The sequence below is a fragment of the Nakamurella aerolata genome (assembly GCF_013002705.1).
Taxonomy (GTDB): domain Bacteria; phylum Actinomycetota; class Actinomycetes; order Mycobacteriales; family Nakamurellaceae; genus Nakamurella; species Nakamurella aerolata.
This window is the reverse complement of record NZ_JABEND010000007.1, coordinates 1-25,501: the sequence shown is the minus strand read 5'-3', so window position 1 is coordinate 25,501 and position 25,501 is coordinate 1. Positions and strand designations below refer to the sequence as shown.

22 protein-coding genes and 1 pseudogene are annotated in these 25,501 nt (G+C 69.2%); 12 read left to right on the top strand and 11 right to left on the bottom strand.

Annotated elements, in window-relative coordinates:
* Nucleotides 1-13 precede the first annotated feature (13 nt).
* Together lepA and HKD39_RS12515 are read left to right on the top strand one after the other, a co-directional pair.
* The gene (gene lepA, locus HKD39_RS12520; protein WP_171200217.1) at nucleotides 14-2,023 is read left to right on the top strand and encodes a translation elongation factor 4; all 2,010 of its coding nucleotides are present in this window, start codon (nucleotides 14-16) and stop codon (nucleotides 2,021-2,023) included.
* 414 nt (nucleotides 2,024-2,437) lie between these two features.
* On the top strand, nucleotides 2,438-3,064 hold the full coding sequence (locus HKD39_RS12515) for a SanA/YdcF family protein (RefSeq protein WP_212754503.1): 627 nt from the start codon (nucleotides 2,438-2,440) through the stop codon (nucleotides 3,062-3,064).
* A gap of 56 nt (nucleotides 3,065-3,120) precedes the next feature.
* On the opposite strand, the gene HKD39_RS12510 is transcribed toward HKD39_RS12515, so the two are convergent.
* On the bottom strand, nucleotides 3,121-3,660 hold the full coding sequence (locus HKD39_RS12510) for a mycothiol transferase (RefSeq protein ID WP_171200216.1): 540 nt from the start codon (nucleotides 3,658-3,660) through the stop codon (nucleotides 3,121-3,123).
* 115 nt (nucleotides 3,661-3,775) lie between these two features.
* On the opposite strand from HKD39_RS12510, the gene HKD39_RS12505 reads away from it, so the two are divergent.
* The gene (locus HKD39_RS12505) at nucleotides 3,776-3,988 is read left to right on the top strand and encodes a hypothetical protein (RefSeq protein WP_212754502.1); all 213 of its coding nucleotides are present in this window, start codon (nucleotides 3,776-3,778) and stop codon (nucleotides 3,986-3,988) included.
* Between the two features lie 115 nt (nucleotides 3,989-4,103).
* Here the strand turns inward: HKD39_RS12505 and HKD39_RS12500 are convergent, their stop codons facing one another.
* The 4 genes from HKD39_RS12500 to hrcA all read right to left on the bottom strand — a co-directional run bounded on the left by HKD39_RS12500 (nucleotide 4,104) and on the right by hrcA (nucleotide 8,082).
* Nucleotides 4,104-4,910: an enoyl-CoA hydratase-related protein gene (locus HKD39_RS12500; RefSeq protein WP_212754501.1), complete on the bottom strand. Its 807-nt coding sequence runs from the start codon at nucleotides 4,908-4,910 to the stop codon at nucleotides 4,104-4,106.
* A complete protein-coding gene (locus HKD39_RS12495) occupies nucleotides 4,907-5,713 on the bottom strand; it encodes a 16S rRNA (uracil(1498)-N(3))-methyltransferase (protein WP_171200396.1) in 807 nt (268 codons plus the stop codon). The genes HKD39_RS12500 and HKD39_RS12495 overlap by 4 nt, the downstream gene beginning before the upstream one ends.
* Before the next feature lie 70 nt (nucleotides 5,714-5,783).
* The gene (gene dnaJ / locus HKD39_RS12490) at nucleotides 5,784-6,926 is read right to left on the bottom strand and encodes a molecular chaperone DnaJ (protein ID WP_171200214.1); all 1,143 of its coding nucleotides are present in this window, start codon (nucleotides 6,924-6,926) and stop codon (nucleotides 5,784-5,786) included.
* Nucleotides 6,927-7,050: 124 nt separating this feature from the next.
* Complete coding sequence (gene hrcA / locus HKD39_RS12485; protein WP_171200213.1) at nucleotides 7,051-8,082, bottom strand: heat-inducible transcriptional repressor HrcA; 1,032 nt, start codon at nucleotides 8,080-8,082, stop codon at nucleotides 7,051-7,053.
* Nucleotides 8,083-8,292: 210 nt separating this feature from the next.
* Here hrcA and HKD39_RS12480 point away from each other — a divergent pair, with 210 nt between their 5' ends.
* Nucleotides 8,293-8,613, top strand: a complete 321-nt coding sequence (locus HKD39_RS12480) for a type II toxin-antitoxin system VapB family antitoxin (protein ID WP_171200212.1) — start codon at nucleotides 8,293-8,295, stop codon at nucleotides 8,611-8,613.
* Between the two features lie 37 nt (nucleotides 8,614-8,650).
* Here the strand turns inward: HKD39_RS12480 and hemW are convergent, their stop codons facing one another.
* The 3 genes from hemW to HKD39_RS12465 all read right to left on the bottom strand — a co-directional run bounded on the left by hemW (nucleotide 8,651) and on the right by HKD39_RS12465 (nucleotide 13,101).
* Entirely contained in the window at nucleotides 8,651-9,880 is a 1,230-nt protein-coding gene (gene hemW / locus HKD39_RS12475) for a radical SAM family heme chaperone HemW (RefSeq protein ID WP_171200211.1), read from the bottom strand.
* A gap of 33 nt (nucleotides 9,881-9,913) precedes the next feature.
* The gene (locus HKD39_RS12470; protein ID WP_171200210.1) at nucleotides 9,914-12,310 is read right to left on the bottom strand and encodes an MMPL family transporter; all 2,397 of its coding nucleotides are present in this window, start codon (nucleotides 12,308-12,310) and stop codon (nucleotides 9,914-9,916) included.
* A gap of 155 nt (nucleotides 12,311-12,465) precedes the next feature.
* Nucleotides 12,466-13,101, bottom strand: a complete 636-nt coding sequence (locus HKD39_RS12465) for a TetR/AcrR family transcriptional regulator (protein ID WP_171200209.1) — start codon at nucleotides 13,099-13,101, stop codon at nucleotides 12,466-12,468.
* A 495-nt stretch (nucleotides 13,102-13,596) separates the two neighbouring features.
* Between HKD39_RS12465 and HKD39_RS12460 the strand changes: the two genes are divergently transcribed.
* Complete coding sequence (locus HKD39_RS12460; protein WP_171200208.1) at nucleotides 13,597-13,911, top strand: hypothetical protein; 315 nt, start codon at nucleotides 13,597-13,599, stop codon at nucleotides 13,909-13,911.
* A gap of 204 nt (nucleotides 13,912-14,115) precedes the next feature.
* On the opposite strand, the gene HKD39_RS12455 is transcribed toward HKD39_RS12460, so the two are convergent.
* On the bottom strand, nucleotides 14,116-14,526 hold the full coding sequence (locus tag HKD39_RS12455; protein WP_171200207.1) for a hypothetical protein: 411 nt from the start codon (nucleotides 14,524-14,526) through the stop codon (nucleotides 14,116-14,118).
* Nucleotides 14,527-14,890: 364 nt separating this feature from the next.
* Here HKD39_RS12455 and HKD39_RS12450 point away from each other — a divergent pair, with 364 nt between their 5' ends.
* Complete coding sequence (locus HKD39_RS12450) at nucleotides 14,891-15,166, top strand: hypothetical protein (RefSeq protein ID WP_171200206.1); 276 nt, start codon at nucleotides 14,891-14,893, stop codon at nucleotides 15,164-15,166.
* On the opposite strand, the gene HKD39_RS18870 is transcribed toward HKD39_RS12450, so the two are convergent.
* Nucleotides 15,144-15,686: an FHA domain-containing protein gene (locus tag HKD39_RS18870; RefSeq protein WP_212754500.1), complete on the bottom strand. Its 543-nt coding sequence runs from the start codon at nucleotides 15,684-15,686 to the stop codon at nucleotides 15,144-15,146. The genes HKD39_RS12450 and HKD39_RS18870 overlap by 23 nt on opposite strands.
* A gap of 245 nt (nucleotides 15,687-15,931) precedes the next feature.
* On the opposite strand from HKD39_RS18870, the gene HKD39_RS12440 reads away from it, so the two are divergent.
* From HKD39_RS12440 to era, 6 genes and pseudogenes are all read left to right on the top strand, one after another.
* Nucleotides 15,932-19,138 carry a serine/threonine-protein kinase gene (locus HKD39_RS12440; RefSeq protein ID WP_171200205.1) on the top strand — a complete coding sequence of 1,069 codons (3,207 nt, stop codon included), beginning with the start codon at nucleotides 15,932-15,934 and terminating at the stop codon, nucleotides 19,136-19,138.
* Nucleotides 19,139-19,256: 118 nt separating this feature from the next.
* Complete coding sequence (locus HKD39_RS12435; RefSeq protein ID WP_171200204.1) at nucleotides 19,257-19,661, top strand: histidine triad nucleotide-binding protein; 405 nt, start codon at nucleotides 19,257-19,259, stop codon at nucleotides 19,659-19,661.
* Nucleotides 19,662-20,125: 464 nt separating this feature from the next.
* The gene (locus HKD39_RS12430; protein ID WP_171200394.1) at nucleotides 20,126-21,136 is read left to right on the top strand and encodes a PhoH family protein; all 1,011 of its coding nucleotides are present in this window, start codon (nucleotides 20,126-20,128) and stop codon (nucleotides 21,134-21,136) included.
* Nucleotides 21,133-21,654: an rRNA maturation RNase YbeY gene (gene ybeY / locus HKD39_RS12425; RefSeq protein WP_171200203.1), complete on the top strand. Its 522-nt coding sequence runs from the start codon at nucleotides 21,133-21,135 to the stop codon at nucleotides 21,652-21,654. Before HKD39_RS12430 ends, ybeY begins: the two co-directional genes overlap by 4 nt.
* Before the next feature lie 142 nt (nucleotides 21,655-21,796).
* A pseudogene (locus HKD39_RS12420) lies at nucleotides 21,797-23,143 on the top strand (hemolysin family protein); the annotation flags it as partial.
* 479 nt (nucleotides 23,144-23,622) lie between these two features.
* Entirely contained in the window at nucleotides 23,623-24,600 is a 978-nt protein-coding gene (gene era / locus HKD39_RS12415) for a GTPase Era (RefSeq protein WP_171200201.1), read from the top strand.
* A 330-nt stretch (nucleotides 24,601-24,930) separates the two neighbouring features.
* Here era and HKD39_RS12410 read toward each other — a convergent pair.
* Nucleotides 24,931-25,501 (bottom strand): HNH endonuclease signature motif containing protein (locus HKD39_RS12410; RefSeq protein WP_171200200.1); only part of this gene is annotated, 571 nt, incomplete at its 5' end.

The following is a 25,501-nucleotide window of genomic DNA, read 5'->3' as shown; positions in this document are numbered from 1 at the left end:
GGTACGTGGGAGAATGGCGGGGACAACGGGCCGAAGCAGAACCGAGCCGGTGGGATCGTCCCGACCGGGTGCCAGTCGGCACCACACCGGATCGACCGGCCGCCCCAGGATTTCCCAGGATGAGGACTTGACGAAGCCTTCGATCGCGCACCGCACGACGTTCACGCCACCGGAGCGCATCCGCAACTTCTGCATCATCGCGCACATCGACCACGGCAAGTCGACGCTGGCCGATCGCATGCTGCAGCTCACCGGTGTCGTGGACGACCGGTCGATGCGGGCGCAGTACCTGGACCGGATGGACATCGAGCGTGAGCGCGGCATCACTATCAAGAGCCAGAACGTGCGGTTGCCGTGGAAGGTCGAAGCCGATCCCGCCACCGCCGACGCCACCGCGGTGGCGTTGGAGGGCGACTACGTGCTGCATCTGATCGACACCCCAGGGCACGTGGACTTCACCTACGAGGTGTCGCGTTCGTTGGCCGCCTGCGAGGGTGCGATTTTGCTGGTGGACGCCGCGCAGGGCATCGAGGCGCAGACCCTCGCCAACCTGTACCTGGCCATGGAGAACGATCTGGCGATCATCCCGGTGCTCAACAAGATCGACCTGCCGGCGGCCCAACCGGACAAGTACGCGGCCGAGCTTGCGCACATCATCGGTGGCTCGCCGGACGACGTGCTGCGGGTCTCCGGCAAGACCGGAGAGGGCGTCGCCGAGCTGCTGGACCGGGTGGTCCGGGACGTGCCGCCGCCGGTGGGCGACCCGGACGCGCCGGCCCGCGCGATGATCTTCGACTCCGTCTACGACATCTACCGCGGCGTGATCACCTACATCAGGGTGGTAGACGGCAAGATCACCCCGCGCGAGCGCATTCAGATGATGTCGAGCAAGGCCACCCACGAGCTGCTCGAGGTCGGCGTCATCTCACCGGAACCGGTGCCCACCAAGGGATTAGGGGTCGGCGAGGTCGGCTACCTGATCACCGGGGTGAAGGACGTCCGGCAGTCGCGGGTGGGCGACACCATCACCTCGGCGGCCAAGCCGGCCACCGAAAGCCTTGGTGGATACCGCGATCCGAAGCCGATGGTGTACTCCGGCCTGTTCCCGATCGACGGCAGCGACTACCCGCTGCTGCGCGACGCGTTGGACAAGCTGCGGCTCAACGACGCCGCGCTCACCTACGAACCGGAGAACTCCACCGCGCTCGGATTCGGTTACCGCTGCGGCTATCTCGGCCTGCTGCACCTGGAAATCACCAGGGACCGGCTGGAACGCGAGTTCGGCCTCGACCTGATCTCCACCGCGCCGACGGTGGTGTACGAGGTCACCATGGAGGACAGGTCCACCCACACGGTCACCAACCCGAGCGACTGGCCTGGCGGCAAGATCGCCGAGGTGCGCGAGCCGGTGGTCAAGGTGACGATCATCGCGCCGAGCGAGTACGTGGGCACCATCATGGAACTGTGTCAGTCCCGGCGCGGGCAGCTGGGCGGGATGGATTACCTGTCCGAGTCACGGGTCGAGCTGCGCTACACCATGCCGCTGGCGGAGATCATCTTCGACTTCTTCGACTCGCTGAAGTCGCGCACCCGCGGGTACGCCTCGCTGGACTACGAGGAGGCCGGCACCCAGCTCGCCGACCTGGTGAAGGTGGACATCCTGCTGCAGGGTGAGGCGGTCGACGCGTTCAGCGCCATCGTGCACCGCGACTCGGCCTACGCGTACGGGGTGGCGATGACGGCCAAGTTGCGCGAACTCATTCCGCGGCAACAGTTCGAGGTGCCGATCCAGGCGGCGGTGGGCTCGCGGATCATCGCCAGGGAGAACATCAGGGCGATGCGCAAGGACGTGCTCGCCAAGTGCTACGGCGGCGACATCACCCGTAAGCGCAAGCTGCTGGAGAAGCAGAAGGAGGGCAAGAAGCGGATGAAGATGGTGGGCAGGGTTGAGGTGCCGCAGGAGGCCTTCATCGCCGCGCTCTCCGCGGACGCTCCGTCCAGCAAGGACCCGGCCAAGAAGTAGCAGTCAAGAAGTAGCAGGCGTGCCTGGCCGGATGGCCCTGGCGAGTGCACAGCGCCGGCGGGCCGCACAGCTGCACCGCCGGGTGCCGCCGGACCGGAACCGATCCGGCCGCCTGACGTCCTAGCCGGTATGCCCGAACATCATCCTGACCGCCCGGCGGCGCCCGTCACTGGGGCGCCACGAGCGCAATCGCCCCCGGCCGGTCCTGATGCACCCAGCCCGACGGCGCCGACGCTGCCGATCTCCGCTGCGCCCTTGGCGGAAGTCGCCGCGGGGGGCCAGCGCAGTGCCGGAGATGCCAACTCGGACTGTTCGGGGGCGCCCGCTACTCGCAGTGCCGGTGCGAGCGGTGCTGATGCGCCAAGCTCCGGCAACCGCCGTCGCAAACGCGGGCGGCGGGCGCTGCGCTGGACGGTGGCGGCCGTCGCGGTGGTCGCGTTGGTGGTCGGCGGCAGCTATACCTGGATGCGGATCGCCGCGTCCGGGCACGAATACACGGTGGCCGAGGCGCCGTCGGCGCCGGTCGCCCTGGTGCTGGGTGCTGGGCTGCGTGCCGACGGCTCGCCGTCGGAGTACCTGGCATACCGGCTCGACGATGCCGCCGCGTTGTACCGAGCCGGGAAGGTGCGGGTGCTTCTGGTGTCCGGCGACAACGGCAGCACCAGCCACGACGAACCCAACGCCATGCGCGATTACCTTGTCGCCCAAGGGGTTCCGGCAGCACAGGTGGTGCGGGACTATGCCGGGTTCGACACCTGGGACTCGTGCAGCCGAGCCAAACGCGTCTTCGGGTTGGATCGCATTCTTGTTGTCACCCAGACCTTTCACCTGCCCCGCGCGGTGTTTCTGTGCCGACAGGCCGGCCTGAACGCCGACGGTGTCGCCGATGAGCATCCGGTGCACGGCATCAGCAACTCGGTGCGGGAGATCCCCGGTTCGGTGAAAGCCGCGTGGGACGCGGTGTTCCGTCCCGACCCCACGTTTCTCGGACCGCCGGAGCCTGGCGTCCGCAAGGCGCTGGCCGCCGCGGCGAATCGCTGAGGCTGCCGCACGAGTGTGGTCGGCGCCGACGGCCGAGCCGCCCCGGTCGGCTACAGCTATCCGCGGCGCTGCGCCATGCCCTTGACGTACTCGGCTTGGCCGACATGGTCGGTGCAGTCGTTGACGACGCTGACCAGCCGGACCGCGGCGGTCACCGGCGGGTTCCAACTGGTGTCGACGATGCGGTCGAGCTCGTCTGCGGTGAGGGTGTCGAGGTAGCGGAGCGTGGCCTGATGCACCGCCGCCTGGTAGTCGGCCAGCAGCCGCGGGTCGGACTGCACCTGACCGACCTCGTCGCTGGACTGGCCGTAACCGATGGCGGAATCGTCGAAGGGCAGCGCGAACTTCTTGTTCCAACCCCCCTCGGTCCACACCTGCTCGGTGCCGGCCAGGCCGGCGATGTGATCGTCCTGGACGCGGGCGAGATGCCACAGCAGCCAGGCGATGGAGTTGGCCTCGGGGTCGGGACGCCAGTCGGCGTCCTGCTGCGACAGGCCGTCGGCCACCTGACTCACCTGCTCGGCAATGCGGCCGAAAGCGTCCGCCAGGATGGCCTTGGTGTGGGACAGGTCGGTGCCGGCTTGAGTTTCGCTCATCGGCTCATTGTGCCGCTCGGGTCCGGCGCCTGCCCGTGGCCACGGGCCAGACCCCCGCCGGGTCTGCGCTGATCTGCCGCGTCTCACAACTCCGGCCGCGGGCTAACCTGGTGTGGTGACCGGGATCGTCGACAGCGTCGAGGCGTGGCTGGCCGGCGTCTCGTTTTGGATCCAAGTGCCGATTCTGCTCGGTGTGCTGGTGCCGCTGTGTTGGCTGCTGGCAGGATTGATCGACAGGGTGGTGGATCTGGTATTGCGTCGGCATGGTGGGAAGGGCCTTGCACCCTCTCGTGAGCGTGCCGACTCGACGCCGGTGGCCGAACCGTGAGCCGGCCGCTTCCGCAGGTGACCCGCCGGTGGATGACGATCGCGTTGGTGACACTGCTGGTGATTGCGGTGATCGTCGCGGTATCCCGCTGAGCGCAAACGGTTCGACTGCCGGGCTACTGCCAGGACGGCGCGCGTTTGTCCGCGAACGCGGTGGCACCCTCGCGGGCCTCGTCCGAGGAGAACTGCCGAGCCGACAGTTCGAGCAACTCGGCATAGCGTTCGTCCGAATCGTCGAATCCCTGCCGTAGCAACGCTTTTGTCCCGGCCAGGGCGGTGGGTCCGCCGGCTTTCAGCGCGGTCACCCAGCCTTCCACCACCCGCGCGACCGCTCCGGCGGGTTCGTCCCCGGCGGTGCCGGCCACCGCGTTGAGCAGGCCGGACCGCAACGCCGTCGCCGCGTCGAAAACCTCACCGGTGAGCAACAATTCGCGGGCCATCACCGGGTTCATCCGGTCGAGCACCGGAACGCTGATCACCGCGGGAATCAGCCCGATCCGCACCTCGCTGAAGGCGAAGGTCGCCGCCTGCGCGGCAACAACCAGATCGGCAGCGGCGGCCAGGCCGATTCCGCCGGCGCGTGCCGGTCCGTTCAGGGCCGCGATCACCGGTTTCGGGCTGCGCGCCACCAGTTGCAGCAGCTCCGGGAGTTCCCGCACCCCTTCGGCGCCAGTCTGTTCGACGGCGGTTTCCTTGAGATCCATCCCGGCGCAGAACACCGGACCGGTGTGGGTCAGCACCAGCACCCGCACGTCCGGGTTGTCGATAGCGGTGCGCAGCGCTTGCCGCAGTTGGCTCCGCAGCGCCGTGGACAGCGCATTGCGGTTGGCCGGTGAGTCCAGCACGATGCGGCCGACCTCATCACCGATCTCCAGGCGCACCAAGGCTTCCGCCGGTGGTGCCGGCTGTTCGGTCGACATCATGCTTCTCTTCCTGTCGGGCGATCGGGGAGTGTCGGTTCCGCTGCCGAGCGGTCAGGCAGGGCGAGCACCGACGCCGGGTCGGTCGGTCGCCACCTGTCGGTCAGCACGCCGAGCGCACCGAGCGCGACAGCGCCGGCGGTCGAGGTGCGCAACACCTGTGGGCCCAACCGCGCCGGCCGGGCACCGGCACCGGTGAGCGCTTGCAGCTCGGCAGCGCAGACGCCGCCCTCCGGGCCGATCACCAGCAGCACCGTGCCGGCGCTGGGCAGCGGAATATCCTGCAGGGCAACGGATTCTGCTGCGTCCTCGTGCAGCACCAGCGCAAGGTCGGCGTCGCGTACCAGCGTCGCGAGTTCGGCGGTCCCGGCCGGCTCATCGACAACGGGAACCCACGGTCGCCGGGACTGCTTGGCAGCCTGCCGCGCGGCCTGCTGCCACTTCTGCTGTCCCTTCAGCACTTTCGGGCCGACCCAGCGGGCAACGCAGCGCTGCGCCTGCCACGGCACGATACGGTCGACGCCGGCCTCGGTGAGCAGTTCCACCGCCAGCTCGCTGCGTTCGCCCTTGGGCAGTGCCTGCACCGCGGTCACCGTCACTGCCGGCGGTGGGACATGGTGCGGCGCAGCGGATTCCAGTCGAACCGTGCCACGGTCGGTGCCGATGACGGTGGCCGGTGCCCAATTGCCGCGGCCGTCGGTGAGCACCAGGGTCTCGCCCGTCCTTGCCCGCTTCACCGTTGCGGCGTGCCGACCCTCGACGCCGTCCAGCACCAAAGGGCCGGCCGTCAATTCGCCGTCGACCAGGTACCAGTCGGCTCCGTGCGGCGGCAGTTGCGGCAGCGACGGGACCGCCGGCACGACAGTCACGACCGGTTCAGCGGCCGGCGAACGAGTCGCGGATCCGGGAGAACAGGCCGTTTCCGTTGCGGCTGGCCAGCTCCGGCTGCTCCTCGCCGCGCAGGCCGGCCAGCTCCCGCAACAGCTCGCTCTGCCTGCTGTCGAGCTTGGTCGGGGTCACCACGTCGATGTGCACCAACAGGTTTCCGTTGCCGGCGCCGCGCAGCCGCGGCATGCCGAGCCCGCGCAGCGTCAGCACGGTGCCGGACTGGGTGCCCGGCTGCAGCTGGATGTCTTCGGTGGACTGCAGCGCCTGCAGCTTCATCGAGGTGCCGAGTGCGGCGGCCGTCATCGGCACGTGCACCGTGCAGTGCAGGTCGATGCCGTCGCGGGTGAACTGCTCGTGCGGCAGCTCATGCACCTCGACGTACAGGTCGCCGGGTGGGCCCCCGCCGGGGCCGACCTCGCCCTGGCCGGACATCCGCACCCTGACACCGTCGCCGACGCCGGCCGGGATCACCGCGCGCACCGTTCTGCGGGTCCGCACCCGGCCGTCACCCTGGCACTGCTGGCACGGCTCGGGAATCACCTCGCCGTAGCCGCGGCACACCGGGCAGGGTCGTGAGGTGACCACCTGACCGAGCAACGAACGCTGCACCTGCTGCACCTCGCCGGTGCCGTCGCAGGTGTCGCAACGCTCAGGGTGGGTGCCGGGTGCGCAACCGCTGCCGGTACAGACGGTGCACAGCGTCGCGGTGTCGACGGTGATGTCCTTGGCCACCCCGGTGGCGCATTCGGAGAGGGTGAGTTCGACGCCGATCAGCGCGTCATCGCCCTGCCTGGTCCGGGAGCGCGGGCCGCGCGGCCGCGCCCCGCCGCCGAAGAAGGCGTCCATGATGTCGCCGAGACCCATGCCGCCCATGCCGCCGAACGGGTCGCCCATGCCGCCGGCGCCCCCGCCAGGGGCGAGCGGATCACCGCCGAGATCGACGATCTGGCGTTTCGCCGGGTCGGTCAGCACCTCGTAGGCGGCGCTGACCTCCTTGAACCGTTGCTGCGCCGCCGGATCCGGGTTGACGTCCGGGTGCAGTTCCCTGGCGAGCTTGCGATAGGCCCGCTTGATCTCTTCCGGCCCGGCGCCCTTCGAGACGCCGAGCAGCCCGTAGTAATCCCGTGCCACCTGCTGCACCGATTGCCCTTCTGCTTGGTGGGCGTGAGCGCCCGGTCACTGCTTCGTCGTTGAAAGTTCTGGGGTTGAAAGTTCTCGTGCTGAGAGTTCTGGCGCTGAAAAGTCTGGTGCTGAGTCAATTCTCGCTGAGCATCATGCCCACGTACTGCGCAACGGCACGCACCGCCGCAATGGTTCCCGGATAGTCCATCCGGGTCGGCCCGACCACGGCAAGGCCGCCCATCAGCACCTCGCCGGAGCCGTAGCCGGTGGCCACCAGCGAGGTGCCGGACAGGTTGACGTCAAGGTTCTCCTGGCCGATCGACACCCGCATGGCCTCAGGGTGTTCCAGCACAGCCAGCAGTTTCAGCAGCGTCACCTGCTCGTCGAGTGCCTCCAGCACCCCGCGCAGCGACGGCGGATCGGCGAACGAGCCGGTGATGTTGGACGTGCCGGACAGCACCAGCCGCTCGTCGGGATGTTCCACCAGGCTCTCCAGCAGGGTGCCGAGCAGACCGGCCATCTCGGCCGACTCGGCATCCACCGGAACGCCGGAGCCGGTATCGCCGATGGCGTGCAGGGCCTCGGCGGCCTGGTCGAGCCGCTGCCCCGTTGCCTGCTCGGCAACCAGCATCCGCAGCCGTTGCACCTGCTCGGCGCTGACCGGCCGGGACAGATCGAGCGTGCGCTGCTCCACCCGCCCGGTATCGGTGATCACCACCGCCAGCAGCCTGGTCTCGGAAAGGCCGACCAGTTCGATGTGGCGAACGGCGGAGCGCACCAGGGTGGGGTACTGCACCACCGCGACCTGGCGGGTGAGCTGCGCCAACAGCCGGACGGACCGGCGCAGGACGTCGTCGAGATCGACCGCTTTGGACAGAAATCCTTCGATCGCGTTGCGCTCGCCGGCCGACAGCGGTTTTACCTTGGTCAATCGGTCGACGAACAGACGGTAGCCCTTGTCGGTGGGGATCCGCCCTGCCGAGGTGTGCGGCTGGGTGATGTAGCCCTCTTCCTCCAGTACCGCCATGTCGTTGCGGACGGTGGCAGATGACACGCCGAGCTGATGCCGGTCGACCAGGGTCTTCGAGCCAACGGGTTCTTGGGTGGCCACATAGTCGGCGACGATGGCGCGGAGCACCCGGAACCGGCGGTCATCTGCACGCATTGTCGTCACCTCCTGTGCGGTCAACTAGCTGGCACTCTCGGTCCCCGTCTGCCAAGTGTAGTCGCGCGCGGCTGCGGGATCGTGGATCGCCGAAGGCGGTCGCCGGGGCCGATACCCTTGAGTTGCGGCCCATTCGGTTGCCGCCGTTGCCCGCCGGCCTGGGCGCGGCGATCTGGTCGGGCCAGGCAGAAGAGGGCAGGAAAGCACAGCATGATCTTCAAGGACGTCCGTGATGGGCGCCCCTACCCCGACCACGGGATGTCCCCGCGCGACTGGGCGCGCTTTCCGCCGAGGCAGGTGCGGTTGGAGCAGCTCATCGCGACCAAGCGTGAGCTGCGATTGGACACCCTGCTGGACGAGGACTCGACCTTCTACGGCGATCTGTTCCCGCACGCCGTGCTGTGGGACGGCGAGATGTATCTGGAGGACGGGCTGCACCGGGCCCTGCGCGCGGCGCTGCAGCAGCGCACCGTCATTCACGTCCGGCTGCTGGATCTTGACGACCTGAAGGGCACCACCGGCACCGGCTGAGCTGCCGGCGGCGGATCAGCCACCGATCAGTGGTCGATCAGCCGCCGAGCAACCGCAGCGCGATCCCGTCGGCCAGCAACCGTCCCCGCAGCGTCAACAGCAGTCGGCCGCCGGCCAGCGCATCGGGGTCCAACAGACCGTCGGCGGCCTCTCGCTCGGCCTGCCGCAACGCCGGCGGGTCGAGATCGCCCACCGGTAGCCCCTCGGCCAGTCGCAGCCCGAGCAGCACTCGCTCGGTGTGCTGTGCCTGCTGGTCCAACACTTCCCGCGCCTGTGCCGGCGACCGGCCGGCGTTCAGTCGCTGGGCGTAGGCCGCAGGGTGTTTCACGTTCCACCAGCGCACCCCGCCGACGTGCGAGTGCGCGCCCGGCCCGATGCCCCACCAGTCGCCGCCGCGCCAGTAGGCCAGATTGTGTCGGCAACGGGCGGTGTCCGAGGCGGCCCAGTTCGATACCTCGTACCAGGACAGACCCTCAGCCGACAGCGCGGCCTCGGCCTGCAGGTAGCGGTCGGCGAGCAGATCGTCGTCCGGCATCGGCAGTTCTCCGCGGGCCACCTGACGCGCCATCCTGGTGCCTGGCTCGACGATCAGCGAGTACGCCGAGACGTGGTCGACGCCGGCGGCGAGCGCCGCGCTCAGCGAGTCGGCGAAGTCGGCTTCGGTCTCGGTGGGGGTGCCATAGATCAGGTCGAGACTCAGGTGGGCCAGCCCTGCCCGCTTCGCCATGGCGACCACCTGCTGCGGGCGGCCGGGGGTGTGGGTGCGGTCCAGCACCGCGAGCACGTGCGGGGCGGCCGACTGCATGCCGAGTGACAACCGGGTGAATCCGCCGGCGACGATGCCGTCGAGAAACGCCGCGTCGGTGCTCTCCGGGTTGGCCTCCGTGGTCACCTCGGCGTCGGCGGCAAGGCCGAATTCGCCGCCAATCTTGTCCAGCAGCGCGACCAACGGTCCGGCGCCCAGCAGGGACGGCGTCCCGCCGCCGACGAAAACCGTTGACACCGAACGGTTGTCGCCCAAAGCCCGCAATGTTCTGCCGGCGAGTTCGAGCTCGAGCAGGGCGGCGTGCAGCCAGCCCTGCTGGGAGCTGTCCGTTCCCAGTTCCCCCGCGGTATAGGTGTTGAAATCGCAGTAGCCGCACCGGGTTGCGCAGAACGGCACGTGCAGATAGATCGACAATGTGCGGTCGGAACGGCCGGCTCCCGCCGATGGCGGCAGCGCGCCGTCGGCGGGAGCGGGATCGCCGGCTGGCAGGGCGGAAGGCACCAGGCAAGTTTGCCCGCTCCCGCCCTGCCGGTGCTAACTCGTGGCCGAGCCGGTGTCCGGCTTGGCCGCACCGGTCGGGGTAGTGGCCTCGACACCGACGGCCGAGCCCGGCGAGGCGGCCGCTTTGTCGGCGTCCTCGATGGCCTTGCCCTCGACGTCGACGTGCGGCAGTACCCGGTCCAGCCACCGCGGCATCCACCAGGCCGACCGTCCCAGCAGGGCCAGTAGGCCGGGGATGATCAGCATCCGCACGATGAACGCATCGGCGAGCACGCCGACGGTCAGGGCCAGCGCGATGGAACCGATCATCGGGTCGTTGCTGGCGATGAAGCCGCCGAACACCGCCGCCATGATGGTGGCCGCCGCGACCACCACCGGTGCCGATCGGCGGAACCCGGCGCGTACCGCCTCGCGCGGATCCGCGCCGTGCGCGTAGGCCTCGTGGATGCGCGACACCAGAAACACCTGGTAGTCCATCGCCAGGCCGAACAGGATGCCCACCACGATGATCGGCAGCAGGCTCATCAGTGGCGCCGGTTGTGCCACCCCGAAAACGTCTGCCAGCCAACCCCATTGGAACACCGCGGTGGTGACGCCCAGTGCGGCTCCGTAGCTGAGCAGGAAGCCGAGGGTGGCGGTCAGCGGAACCAGCAGCGAACGGAACACCACCAGCAGCAACAGCAATGCCAGGCCGACCACCAGGGTCAGATACTTCGGCAAGGCGTCCGACAGTGTGGTGTTGACGTCGATGCCGACGGCGGTGGTGCCGGTGACGCTCACTTGGCTGCCGTTGCCGAAGTCGGTGTCGCGCAGGGTATTCACCAGGTCGGTGGTGGCCTGGTCGTGCGGGCCGGTCGCGGGGATCACGGTGATCAACGTTGCCGACCCGTCTGCCGCCGGCTGCGGCGGCGTGACGGCGACGACGCCGGGGGTCTGCTGCACCCGCTGCGCCACGGCCGCGCCGTTGGCGGTCGGGTTGTTGCCTTCGACGAGCAGCAGCAGCGGCCCGTTGAGGCCGGGCCCGAACTTCTCGGTGATGGTGTCGTAGGCCTGGCGTTGGCCGCTGCCAGGTTCTGCGGTGCCGCTGTCCGGCAAAGCGGTCTGCATGCCGAACACCGGCAAGGCGATCACCCCGAGGGTGACGATGCCGAGAACAACCGACAGCGCCCTTCGGCCGGTGACGAGATTGGCCCAACCGCGCAGGAACCCGCGTCCGTCGGACATGCCGGGGCCCCGCGCCGGCGTGGCGCCGCGCTCGTCAGGGTCCGCCTCGTGCTTGCCGTGATGCGACGACGCATCCGACCGGCCGGGCATCTCGGCGTCGGCATCGTCGGTGCTGGTCCCTCCGACCGCCTCTGGCGCTTGATGTTTGCCGTGCCGCGCGGTGGCCGCGGCGAGCCGGGCGCGGTCCTTCTTGCGCAGCACCTTGAGCCCGATGAACGACAGCAGCGCCGGTACCAGCGTCAGCGCGACGAGGACGGCGATCACCACGGTTCCGGCGGCGGCAAGACCCATCTCGGCCAGGAACGGGATCCCGACGATGGACAGGCCGGCCAGCGCGATCACCACCGTCAGGCCCGCGACCACCACGGCGGATCCGGCGGTGCCGGTGGCCCTGCCGACGGATTCGGTGACGGAGCGGCCGTCCAGCAGTTCCGACCGGAAGCGGGCGAAGATGAACAACGCATAGTCGATACCGACCGCGAGGCCGAGCATCACCGCCAGAATTGGCGTGGTGGATTGCAGGTCGACCACCCCGGTCAGCGCGGTGATGCCGGCCGCACCGATGCCGACGCCGATCAGCGCGGTGAGCAGGTTGGCCCCGGCCGCGGCGAGCGCACCGTAGGTGAGCATCAGGACGACGAAAGCGATGACGACGCCGACAATCTCGCCCGGCCCGAGAATCTCCGGCACCGTCTGGAACGCGTTACCGCCGATGGTCACGTCCAGCCCGGCCGACCGCGCCGAATCTGCGGTCTGCTGCACCCGGTCCAGGCTGGACTGCTCGACGTTGCCCTGCGACTCGTTGAACGTCACCGTCGAGACGGCCACTGTGCGGTCCTGGGACACCACCGGTTGTTGCCGGTCGAGGGGGTTGGTGACGGTGGCGATGTCCGGGATCTGTCTGAGTTCGTTGACCGCCGTGGTGATGGCGGCGGCAGCGCGTGGATCGGTGACAGCCTCGCCGGCCGGTGCCGTCATCACCACCTGCACGGTGGCACCGTCGGCAGCCAACTGCGGGAACTTCTCGTTCACCGTCTCAAGGGCATCCGACGATTGGGTGCCCGGGATGGCGAACGAGTTGGCGGTCGGCCCGGCGAGCGTCGCCGCGGCGGTGCCGACTCCGATCAGGATGAGCAACCAGGCGACGATCACTGCGACGCGACGCTTGGCGGCGAATAAACCTAGACGCTGCAATGCTTTTGCCATCGTGAATCCTTATGATTGTTGATGCTGAAGCGTGGGGTTGTGCCCCGTGGGCGGGTGGTTGGTGCTGCGTGGGTTGGAGTCGGACTGGTTGCGGTTGGTCTGGTTGGAGTTGCGCTGGTAGGGGCCAGTCGGGTCGGGTACGGCGCGTTGACACCTCAGCCGACCGTGGCAGCCGACCTGGGATGCCGGTTGGGTGGCCGCGGTTCGGGTGGGATCGCCGATCCGGTGATGATGGCGTGCGCGACGTCGGCGAGCACCGCTGCTTGTCGGTCGCCGAGTCGCAGTTCCGGGAAGGTCTCGAGATTGGTTGCCGCGCAGATCGTTTCCAGTGCGAGAATGACGCGCACCTGGACCTCGACATCGTTGCCATTGCCCGCCAGCACCTCGACGATCTGCTCTGCGGTGATGTGTCCGGGAATCTCGTCCTTGGGAGCACCCGGCTCGCTGCTACGGAACAGGCCGATCAAGTAGTTGACGCCGCCAGGCCAGGTCAACACGGTGTCGACCAGCTTGCGCAGCGCGCCCGGCAGGCCGGGCGGGCCGGCGACCATCCCGCGCAGCTCGTCGAGTACGTCGCCGGCGACGTCGGTGATGCGTTGGTGCACAGCGGTGCGGATCGCCTCTTTGCTGGGGAACCGGTGCAACAGACCGGTTTTCGAGTAGCCGACGGCGTCAGCGATCTGTTGCACCGAGGTGCGCTCGAAGCCGTGGACCGCGAACAGCCCGGCAGCCACGTCGACGATGTGGTTGTCGATCTGCTCGGCGGATTCCCTGACGTGATCGCGTGCCATCTTCAGCCTCCACTCCAGCTGTGCTCTCGATGCGGATCCATGCGCTCGGTGTTGCTGATACACCACCGATGGACCAATCCGGTCCATTGCGGACCAGTTTGGTCCGTCAGCGCTCCGTTCGCAACCCTCTCGTGCAGAAAATGTGGTGAAGGCCGCAAAGATCACCGACGTGCGGCGCGGGCAGGGCTCAGCTGCCGAACCCCTGATGCCGAACCGCTGGCGGCGGCCTGCTGGCGGCGAACCGCAGGGCCCAGTCGCAGATGCCGACAGCCGGGAACCGTTGCGGGCGGTTCCCGGCTGTAGGGGGAGAGCTGATGGCAGCAGAGCGGGGAGCAGTGGGAAAGTGCTGGGGAGGAGTGGTGGGGAAGTGCTTGGTGGAACAAGGGGCTCAGGTGGCGGCCGGGCGAGTATCCCTGGGTCAGCGGGCTTGGTGACACACTTGGTGACGGACTTGCGGCACAACCTGCAGGCCGGACGTGCGGATCATCGGTGGAGGTGAGCACCACGAGCAGCGAACAGTCGCGGCCGGCCGGAGCCGACGCCGATGAGCCCACCGCCACCCACCGGGTGTGGCCGCCCGTCCCGGAGGTTGGCCCCGGTCCTGGCGGAGAGCTGACGGCCACCGGGCCGGCGGTCCGTGGTGCCGGCGCGCCGCCGCCGGCTCAGCCGCTCGCCGCCGCTGGGCAGGTCGCCATGCCGGTGTACTGGCCGCGCTCGTCCCGGCGCAGCGGATGGCTCATCGCGGCAGCGGTGCTGCTGGTCGCGGCGGCGCTGACGGTGGCGCTGGTGCTGCTCCTCAGCACGCCCTGAGCAGTTCGCCCAGGCACAATTCCCCCGACGCTGTTCGCACCGGCACCGGCACCGTCCGGCCCGGCACAGTTCGCACGGCACCGTCCGGCCCGGCACGGATCGCCCGGCACCGGCACCGCTCTCGCACGGCGCCGTCCGGCCCGGTCCGGCGCAGCCCCAGTCTGCTTCGGCCAGGTGGCGCAGCAGGGGCCCCGGGCTGCGCGCTCAGTTCACCGCGATCAACAGGATGCCGGAGAGCACCACGGCGAGCACACTGCAGGTCAGGCCCGCGATGGACAGCCCGGCGGGGGTGCCGTCGCGGCGGGCCAGCCAGAGTCCGCTGCCGGACAACGCCAGCCCGAGCAGGCCGAGGATCAGCGCCAGCGGGGCGAGCAGGAACAGCACAAGGCCCACCAGGCCGCAGACGAAGCCTGCGATGCCGATGCCGCCGGCGCCGACCCGCACCGGCTGTGACCGCGGCCAGCCCTCGGACGGGTCACCCGCCGGTTGACCAGGTACTCCGCCCCGCTGCGCGTCCGACACCGGACCGTTGCTGAGCAGGTGACCGCCTGCATAGATCGGCGGCGTCCGTTGCGGTCGGTCGGCGCGGCTGCCGCGGATCGGTTGATTCGACATGACTCCTCCATCTGATCTGTTGAGAACTGATCTGTTGAGAACTGAGCTGTTGGACCAGTCCGGTTCAAAAGTGGTGCGGCGCCGGGGGATCGGGCCCGGAACCTACTGCGACCGTGTTGCTGCAAGCCGGGTTGCTGCAAACCGTGGCGCTGCAAACCGTGGTGTTGCAAACGTGCCGCGGCAGAACGGGTTGATCCGGAAAGGCTGCGATCCCAAGACGTGTCGATCACTGTGCGCGCCGACCGGGTAACTGCGGTATCGGTAAACCGGCCCGACCTGTGTGGGTAGCCGCTTGGTGAATGCCCAGCCGAAAGGGGTGCCGGCACCCCTTGGCAGGCGCTGGACTCGGCTCCACGATGAGGCGATGCGGGCAGATGTGCGGCGAGGCAACGAGAATCGGTCCGGCGAACCGTCCGGTGATGCCAGCCAGGACGACCGGGACGTGATCGACCTGGCGTCGATCGAGGCGTACCGGAAGAGCAGGCACCTCCGCCGGCGACTGCCCGCCGGCCGGCCCTGCGACGAGTCGGACAATCAGCCGGGTGGTCTGCGAAACCGGCTGTGGGCACTGGGTTATGTGCTCAAGCTGGTGGTCGCCGCAGTGGCCGGGCGAAGGATCAGGAAATCCCGTTGTCGATAGCGAACCGCAGCAGCTGCTGGCGGCGCCGGCACCCGGTCTTGTCCCTGATTCGATCGAGGTGTGAGTGCACCGTCTTGACGCTGATGAACAGTGCATCGGCGATCTGCTGATCGCTGTCGCCGGCCGCGACCAGCCGCAGCACCTCCAGCTCCCTGGCGGACAAGCCGGTGTCGAGCTGGGCCCGGCGCTCGGTGGCACCGGCGGCATCGGCGGTCTCCAACAACTCGTCGTCGTCCGATCGGAGCACCAGCACGAACTGGCCGATCAACACCCGGTCGGCTGGGCCGACCAGCTGCGGCTCGGACACCGCCTTGCCGTTGACGAAGGTGCCGTTGCGGCTGTCCCAGTCGCTGAGCACCCAACCCCTCGCGTCCAGCCGGAGCATCGCGTGCACCCGCGACACCGTGGTGTCGCCGGGCAGCACCAGCTCGCATTCCGGGTCGCGGCCGATCCGGATCTGATCGGTGTCCAGCTCGACGGTGCGGCGCTGCGGGCCGTCGTGCACGTCCAGTCGGAGCATGCGCCGATTAAACCGTGCGCGTCACGGCAGCGCAGCCATATCGGAGCGACCGGTGGGTGCCGGCGCGGGAAAAGTTGAGAAGCCTTTCGGCACAGACCGAATACCCAACCCGAAGGGGTATTTCCACGGGTGCCGGCGCACTCGCCGTGCGAGCATCATCACACGGTGACGCTCCGGTGGTGTGTCGGGTACAGCGGATCGCAGGCGGTCCGGCCTCGGGGCGGGGGAAGGAAGGTGCCGTCGGGATGTCGCAGGCGGAACATCGCATCGGGCGATGGCAGGTTCGCGGGCTGATCGGTGCCGGCGGTTTCGGAACGGTCTATCTCGGGGTTGATCCGGTGACGGGCGAGCGCGCTGCCATCAAGGTTGTCGGCCGCGCCGATCAGCGGGCGCGGAACGCTGTGGAGGCCGAGGTCGCCGCGATGAAGCGGGTGACGAGTCCGTCGTGCGTGCGGGTGTTGCAGGTGCTTTCTCAGCCTGACGCGATGGCGATCGTCACCGAGTTGGTGGAGGGCGCGTCGCTGCGCGCGGTGCTGCGCGAACACGGGCGGCTGTCCGGTCCGCAGGCGCTGCGGCTGCTGCGGGGCGCGCTGTCCGGCCTTGCCGCCGTGCACGCCGCCGGCCTGGTGCACGGCGATATCAAGCCCGACAACATCTTGATCGACCAGACCGGCGCCGCGCGGATCATCGACTTCGGCCTGGCAACGCCGGTCGGGGCGGCGGCGGTCGGTGAGCAGGTGACGGGGTCGCCCAGTTACCTTGCGCCGGAACGGATCCAGGGACGTCCTGCCGATATCCGTTCCGATATCTATGCGATGTCCGTGTTGTTGTTCGAGCTGCTCGCCGGGCAGCGCCCGTATCCGGCGAAGACGTCGGCGGAGATGCTGCAGCAACAGCTGCACGCACCGGTACCCGACCTGCGCTCGGTGCGTCCCGACGTCGGAGATGCGTTGGCGCAGCTGTGTTTTGCCGGAATGCAGAAGGACCCCGGGCAGCGTCCACCGACCGCCGAGGTGTTCGCCGCCGCGCTCGATGCCGCGGCTCGCGAGCGGTACGGTCCGGCCTGGCTGGCAGCTCCTGCAGGGGCCTCGCTCGGTGGTGTGATCTCGGCGATGGTTGCGGGCGGGTCTTCGGTGCCCGGCGTGCTCAGCGCTGGCGGCCTCGCAGGTGCCGGAGCGGCGGGAACCGCTGCCGCCGGAGCGGGCATCGGGGGCTCAGCGGGCGGTGTGGGTGCCGGGGTGGCGGGTTCCGGCGCGGGAGCATCCGGCGGGCTCGCCGGCGCGGGCGGTGTTGCCGGCGCCGGCACGGCAGCCGGGGGAGCTGCCGGCGCGATGGGCGTTGCCGGCGCCGTCGGTGCCGCGGCCGGTGGTACCGCGCTGGGACTGGGAGGTGCCGCCGGGACCGGTGGCCAGGTGGCGGCCGCGGGATCGGGTGCCGGCGGGGGCATGGCGGCGTCCAATGGTGACGCGGCTCTCGGGGGCGGTGCGGGAGGGGGCGACGCCGGCGGTGCGGGAGGGGGCGGCGCCGGCGGCGTCGGGGCGGTCGGCGCCGCCGGTGGCGCGGCGGGCGCCGGGGTGAAGGCGGCTGCTGGCGGGGTGCGTTCGGTGCGGCGGGTGGTGACCGGCATCGGGCACAGCGGCCCCGCGCTCACCGCGGTCGGCATCGTGGCGGTTGTGGTGATCGCGGCCGTCGTCATCGCCGTGACTCGCCGCTCGGATGCGCCGCGGGCAACGGCCGCGTCGGCGGCGGCAAGCTCGTCGGGCCAACCGTCCGGCCAGCAACAGACCGGCAACCAGCCCGGCACCGGGACAGGACGGACGGCACCCGCCGTGCCGCCGGGATCGGGCAGTACCGGCGCGGACAGCGCTGGCAGCACCGACGCCGGTAGCGGCTTGCCGGCAACCAGCGGCCCGGACTCGGTGGGGCAGTCCGGTTCCGGTGCCGCAACCGCAACCGGCTCGTCCGGCACCGGCAAGGCGACCGATACGGCCGCGGCAGCGCGGACCAGCTCGGCCACCGGAACCCGAGCGGCGACACCGTCCGCAAAGCCGGTGCGGGCCAGCGACTATCAGAGCAACGGTCGGTACGTCTTCACGGTGCCGGCGCTGACCACCTACTGCGTGGTGACGCCGAACTCGATGGTGCAGTGCAGTGTCGCCGAGCCGGGTTACGGGGTGGAGTCTGATTCGATTCCCACGGCGGCGTCCTGTGACCGCGGTATCGCCGGCAGCCCGATGATCGATGCCAAGGGAGTCCTGCAGTTGGGTTGCGGTGACGGTGCCGCTCCGCAGCCGACGCCGCTGCCGGACAACAGTGTGCTGCGCGCCGGCCGCTTCAGCTGTGTGACTGGGACGGCAACGCTGCGCTGCACCGCGGACGCCTCCAGACGCGGATTCACCTTGTCGCGCACCAAACTTGCCGCCTATCCGGCGACGAGCAAAGCCGCAGCGGACAACGCCAAGACCCAGGTGATCGAGGTTGATCCGCTCGCGGCAGCGGGCAAGCTGAAGCCCGGATACCAGGTCGCACCGGCTCAGATCGGTGTCGGCTGTTTCGCCTCAAAGGTCAGTACCAGCCGGTCCATCTTCGAATGCGGCGCGAGCGCCGACGACGCTCCGGCCTGCTGGCCCAAGGACGCCGGAACCGTCTGGTGCATGAGCGACCCGACATCGAAGAAGATCCGCGAGTCCAGCGTGACCGAGTTCGCGGCGGCCGGCAATCCACAGGGCACCCTGACCGATGTGCCTGCCAGCAAAGGTGAATGGCCCTGGCAGGTGCAGCTCGCCGATGGAACCGTCTGCTCGATCCGTCTTGGTGGTTCGTGGGGACAGCAGGCCGACGGCTATATCGGCGCCTACAGCTGCAACAAAGACAGGAAGATCTTGCTGGTCGGCGCAACCAAGAACGCATCACCGTTCGACAGGTCGAAGCCGGTGTGGGTGGGAAAGCTCAGCCCCTTCCGGACGTCCGCGGCGAACCCACCGGTGACCGACGTGAAGGTGGCCAAGGCGTGGTTCGCCAGCAACGCCCATCCGGGGATCCCCAAGGCCAAGAGCCCGTCGAGCAGCACCGTCCCCGCGAACGCGGACGCCACCACTATCGCCAACGCGGCTGGCTGTACCAGTATTCGTCCCTTTGACATCACTGAGGGGGACGCCACGGCTGCCGATTTCCTGAAAGAGTTCGGGGTGCAGCCGTCTGTCAAGTGCACGGTCCAGGGGCAAGAGATCGTTGTTCTGGTGATTGACAAGTTGCCGGAGTACTGCCAAGCGTTGGTGATGCTCAGCGGGATGAACAACGAAGATCTCTCCGGTGCGCGGGTGGTCGCCGCCGACCGCTGGATGATCGCGACCAACACCAGCAACGCGACCCTGCCTGAATCGCTCGCGACGATGCTGGTGGCGAAGACGGGTGGTTCGCTCACGACCATCGGGCAGGTGGCGGCAGGGTAGGCAGCCGTACGGTCGGCACGGCACCCACCGCGTCCGCCGGGGCGTGCTGACGGCCCGAAGGGTGCCGCTAACCTCGACCGGGATGCCCGCCCACCGTCGCCGGGATAGGTTGGCCGTCATGGCCGATGCAGCCGAAGTACCCAAGGTGAGCGACTGCTTGTTCTGCAAGATCGTCGCCGGCGAGATCCCGGCGGACGTGGTGCGCAGGGACGAGCGCACGGTGGCGTTCCGCGACGTCAACCCGCAGGCCCCGACGCACGTCCTGGTGGTGCCCGTCGAGCATCAACCCAACGTGGCGGCCAGCGCGGCCGCCGACCCGGCCGTCGTCGCCGACCTGATCGGCGCGGCCAACGAGGTGGCAGCCGCGGAGGGCCTGGTGAGCTCGGCAGCACCGGGAACCACCGCCGACGCCGATCCCGGCTACCGGCTGGTGGTCAACACCGGCGCCGGAGCCGGCCAGAGCGTGTTCCACACCCATGTGCACCTGGTCGGTGGGCGCCCACTGGCCTGGCCGCCCGGCTGAGCGGTCCGCCACCCGGCAGACCGCTGAACGGCTCCGGTACCGCCGGCGGTGCTTATTGGCGGGCAAATCTTCTCAATGCGCGGCTAAACTCGGCGGGTAGACCGACCCGCAAGCGCCCCGCACCGGGCAGAAAGCAGGCATCGAGCACTTTGCCGGACCGACCTCAGGCCTCCGACCGTTCGGAATCCCGGACGAGTCGGCGCAGGGCCAGCGAACTGCGCAGTGCCACTGACAGCGGTGTGAGAGACAACAACAGCGACAACGGCGGCAGCGTCACGGACGTGGCGGGGCTGGCCGAGGTTTCCGGGGCGTCGGGCGGCGCCCGCCGGCGCGGCTCGGCCCGGCGTGACCAGGCCCGTACGACGCAGGCCCGAACGACCCAAGCGCGAGCGGCCCAGGCCCGGACGGACGCGGCCGGCGCCGATGCCGCCGAATCGACCGTCGTGGTCGCCGACGAGCGCGCCATGCTCGGGCTGCTGGGTCCGGGCGACAGCGTGCTGCTCCGGCTGGAGGAACAGCTGGCCGCCGACGTTCACGTCCGCGGGAACCGCATCACCATCAAGGGCACCGCCGCCGATGTGGCGTTTGCCGACCACGTCATCCGGGAGTTGATCACCCTGCAGGAGTCCGGTTCACCGGTCAGCCCGGACGCGGTTAACCGCACCGTCGGCATGCTTGCCGACTCCGCCGAGGACGACGGCGGCGGCGCGGCAACGCGGGAGCGTCCCAGTGAGGTGCTCGGCTTCAACATTCTGTCCCGCCGTGGCCGGACGATTCGGCCGAAGACGTTGAACCAGAAGCGATATGTCGACGCCATCGACGAGCACACCGTGGTTTTCGGGATCGGCCCCGCCGGTACCGGCAAGACCTACCTGGCGATGGCCAAGGCCGTGCAGGCGCTGCAGGCCAAGCAGGTGAATCGCATCATCCTGACCCGCCCAGCGGTGGAAGCTGGGGAGCGGCTCGGGTATCTGCCGGGGACGCTGAACGAGAAGATCGATCCCTACCTGCGGCCGCTGTACGACGCGCTGCACGACATGCTCGACCCCGAGTCGATCCCGCGGTTGATGGCAGCCGGAACCATCGAGGTCGCACCGCTGGCGTACATGCGTGGCCGCACCCTCAACGACGCGTTCATCATCCTGGACGAGGCGCAGAACACCACGCCCGAGCAGATGAAGATGTTCCTCACCCGGTTGGGGTTCGGCTCCAAGATCGTTGTCACCGGCGACGTCACCCAGGTCGACCTGCCCGGTGGGCAGAAGTCCGGCCTGCAGGTGGTGCGGCGGATTCTCGCCGATCTGGACGACGTGGCGTTTCCGGCGCTCACCGCGTCCGACGTGGTGCGGCACCGCCTGGTGGGCGACATCGTCAACGCCTACGACCGTTGGGATGCCGAGCATTCCGAGCCGGCCGGGCTGGTGCAGGACAGGTCGCGTTTCGATTCGCGCCGGTCGCGGCGGGACGATCGATGACCATCGAGGTCGCCAACGAGTCGGGCATCGGAGCCGACGAGACCGCGCTGATCTCGGTGGCCCGATATGCCCTTGACCGCTTGCGGATTCATCCGCAGGCCGAGCTCTCGTTGCTGCTCATCGACGTCGACGCCATGTCGGCGTTGCATCAGCAGTGGATGGACGAGCCTGGCCCGACGGACGTGATGAGCTTTCCGATGGACGAACTGACCCCGCCGCGCCGGGACGGCGGCCCGGCGATGCCGGCGTTCGACACCGACTCCGCGCCGCCGGCCGTGCTCGGCGATATCGTGTTGTGCCCCGCGGTGGCCGCCCAGCAGGCCGAACAGGCTGGCCATTCGCTTGACGACGAGCTGCATCTGCTGACCGTGCACGGAGTGTTGCACCTGCTCGGCTACGACCACGCCGAACCCGAAGAGGAACGTGTGATGTTCGAGCTGCAGAACGACATCCTGGACAGCTGGCGGGATCGCCGCGATGAGCTGACCCCGGCCGAACCGGCCGGCGGAGCGGGCTGAGCACGGCGATCTTCGACTGGCTTCTTCGACTGGCTTCGACAACTCCACCGGGTCAACGACTTTCACACGTCAACTCCACTGCGCGGCAGTGATCACCTGCTGACAACTCACACAGCGTTCGAAAGAAGGATGTTCAGAGGCTATGGATGCCTGGGACGTACTGCTGTTGGTGTTGGCCGCCCTGCTGGTGCCGTTCGCCGGCCTGATGGCCGCCGCCGACGCCGCCATCATCATGGTCTCGCCGGCACGGGTGGACGAGGCCGAGAAGGACGGTAGGCGGGGGGCCTCGGCGCTGCGCCGGATCGTTGCCGACAAGCCGCGTTTCACCAATCTGCTGCTGCTGCTGCGGGTGGCGGCTGAACTGACGGCGACGGTTCTGGTTGCGGCCGTGGTGTTCTCGGTGTGGGGCGCCTCGGTGCTGTCCGGGCTGATCGTTGTGCTGATCATGCTGGTGGTGTGTTACGTGGTGATCGGTGTGTTGCCGCGCACCATCGGCCGTCAGCACCCGTCCGCCATCGGGTTGTTCACCGCGCGGTTGGTGACCGGCCTGGCCAGCGTGCTGTCGCCGATCGCCACGCTGTTGATTCACCTTGGCAATGCCATCACCCCCGGCAAGGGCTTTCGCGAGGGACCGTTCTCGTCCGAGATCGAGCTTCGTGAGCTGGTCGACATGGCCCAGGTGCACGGGGTGGTGGAGGACTCCGAACGCGAAATGCTGCAGTCGGTGTTCAACCTCGGTGACACGGTGGCCCGCGAGGTGATGGTGCCGCGCACCGAGGTGGTGTGGATTGAGAGCGACAAGACCATGCGGCAGGCGATGCAGTTGGCGTCCCGGTCGGGCTTTTCCCGGGTGCCGGTGATCGGCGAGAGCGTCGACGACGTCGTGGGGATCATCTACATCAAGGATCTGATCGCCCAGGCGTTGACGCTGGCGCCCGGCGACCCCGGCCCGGTGTTGGCCGAGCTGGCGCGGGATCCGGTGTTCGTGCCGGATTCCAAGCCGGTGGACGATTTGCTGGCCGAGATGCAGCGCAGCAGAAAGCATTTCGCGGTGGTGATGGACGAGTACGGCGGTACCGCCGGGATCCTCACCATCGAGGACATCCTGGAGGAGATCGTCGGCGAGATCACCGACGAGTACGACGCCGAGACACCCGACCCGATCGTGCATCTGCCGGACGGCAGGCTGCGGGTGTCGGCGCGGGTGACGGTGGAGGATCTGGGTGAGCAGTTCGGCATCGAGTTGCCGGACGAAGACGTCGAGACGGTCGGCGGGTTGCTGGCGCAGTTGCTGGGGCGGGTGCCGCTACCAGGTTCGGAGGCCACCATCGACGGGCTGCACCTGGTCGGGGAGGCAGGAACCGACCGGAGGGGCCGGCCTCGGGTGAACACCGTGTTGGTGTGGCGGGAGGAACCGGGCACCGATGCCGCCGATCAGGCCGACGCCGCAGGCCCCCGCGGCACCGAAGATGGCCGCAGCACCGACGACACCGATGGCGGCCGTGGCTCCGACGGCGCCCGTGGCCGCCGCAGCGCCGACGGCGTCGACCGCGGGCGCAGCGCCGGCCGCAGTGGCGCTGCCGACGGCGCGGCTGAGCCCGACGCAGGCGGGCTGTCCGACGCGGGCCCGGTGTTTGCCGGCCGCGGCGGCGAGGGGAGCCGTAGCGGCGACCCCGGGTTGAGCGGCAGCGAGTTTGACCGAGGGGGCGGCGGATCCACGGAGGACGCAGCGCATCCGATTGCTGGGTTGTTGCCCGCGCCGTCGACCAACCCACGTGCCGACGGTGGAGCTGGTGGCAGTGCCGGCCGTGCTGGTGGCCGCCGACCTGATCGCGCTGCCCACAACGGTTCTGACCGCGGCGCGGGCCGCGGTTCTGAGGACGGCGGGGGGCAAGGTTCTGAGCGCGGTGCGGGGCGCGTCGAACCCGGTGACGGTGCGGGACGGGCCGTTGACCAGGACCACCACAGATGACGGAGCAGCCGAACCAGGTCCCGGCGGACTCCGCGTCCCGCGGTGGACCCGCAGAGTCGCAGCCGCGCAGCGGGTTCGCCTGCTTTGTGGGGCGGCCGAATGCCGGCAAGTCGACGTTGCTGAACGCCATGGTGGGGCAGAAGATCGCCATCACCTCGGACAAGCCGCAGACCACCAGGCGCGCGATTCGCGGCATCGTGAACCGAGTGGACAACCCGGCGGGGCAGCTGATCGTGGTGGACACTCCCGGGCTGCACAAGCCGCGGACGCTGCTGGGGGAGCGGCTCGGCGACGTGGTGCGGTCGACATTCGCCGAGGTGGACGTCATCGGGTTGTGCGTGCCGGCGAACCAGAAGATCGGCCCTGGCGATCGGCGGATCGCGGCGGAGCTGAGCGAGTTGGCGCCGCGGACGCCCGTGGTCGGGGTGGTGACCAAGACGGACACGGTTCCGGCCGGGGCGGTGGCCGAGCAGCTGCTTGAGTTGTCGCAGGTGCGCGAGTTCGCCGACTTGGTACCGGTGTCGGCGCGGGCGGGCTATCAGGTGGATCTGCTGGTGCAGGTGCTGATGCGACAGTTGCCGCCGGGGCCGCCGCTGTATCCCGCGGACACGGTGACCGATGAGCCCACCGAGACACTGATCGCCGAGTTGGTGCGGGAGGCGGCGCTGGATGGGGTGCGCGACGAGCTGCCGCATTCGCTGGCGGTGACGGTCGACGAGATCCTGCCGAGGGAGGGCCGCGCGGCCGACAATCCGCTGACGGATGTGTACGTCACGCTGTGGGTGGAGCGGGATTCGCAGAAGCCGATCGTGTTGGGCCCCAAAGGCTCTCGTTTGGCCGGCATCGGCCGGCGGGCGCGCGCGGAGATTGAGCCGCTGCTGGGCAGCAAGGTGTATCTCAATGTGCACGTGGCGGTCGCCAAGGACTGGCAGCGCGACCCGAAGAAGTTGCGCAAGCTGGGGTTTGACGGCTGAGGCGGTTGCGATCGGCGACCAACCGAGCCAGGCAGCAGCGGTGGAGTCGGCTGGGTTTGGCCGAGCCGGTTGAGTTGGCCGAGCCGACAGAGCTGGGCAGCGGCGGCCAAGCCGGCTGGGTTTGGCCGAGCCGGTTGAGCAGGGCAGCGGCGACCGGGTCGCTCGGGTTTGGCCGAGCGGGTTGAGCTTGGCGCCGGCGACGGAGTCCACTGAGCCGGTGGATTCGACTGGTGACGTGGAGATGCGGCGGCGCAGCGCCGGGCATGAGGCGCCGGTACCCGACGTCGCCGCGGGTACCTGGGACGCCGGAGCTGGTGGCATGCGTTGGCATCAGAACGGCGGGATGTCCGGGTCGGGTTCGGAGCTCTGGGCGGCACTTCCCGGCGCTGCGGTCGGCGGTTCCGTCGGTCCGCTTGCCGTCGGTCCGCTTGCCGTTGAATCGCTTACCGTCGATCCGCTCACCGTCGAATCGTCAGGTGGACGGGGAGTTCTGTCCGGTTCGGTGTTCCTGACCTGCGCATCGCCAGCCTCGGTCACGGCTGGTCCGCTGACGGCCGAGTCGGCCTGGCTCGCCGTGGGATCGGTTGGTTGCCACCAGGTTTCGGGTTCTCTGGTGTGGGTGCGGCCCAGGGGTGAGGTCCAGTGGTAGGTGCCGTCGCTGGTGCGGGTGAGGGTCCAGCCGCCGCCGTCTTTGGCGCGGTGGTGGTGTTTGCACAGCAGGTTCAGGTTGTCCGCGCTGGTCGCCCCGCCGGCCTGGTACGGGATGCGGTGGTCGATTTCGGTGCGGGCGGCGGGTTGCCGGCAGCCCGGTGCCACGCAGGTGCGGTCCCGGGTCCGGATCTGTTCGGCGAGCCATTCCGGCGGCACATACCCCGCGATCCGGGTGGCATCCAACAACGAC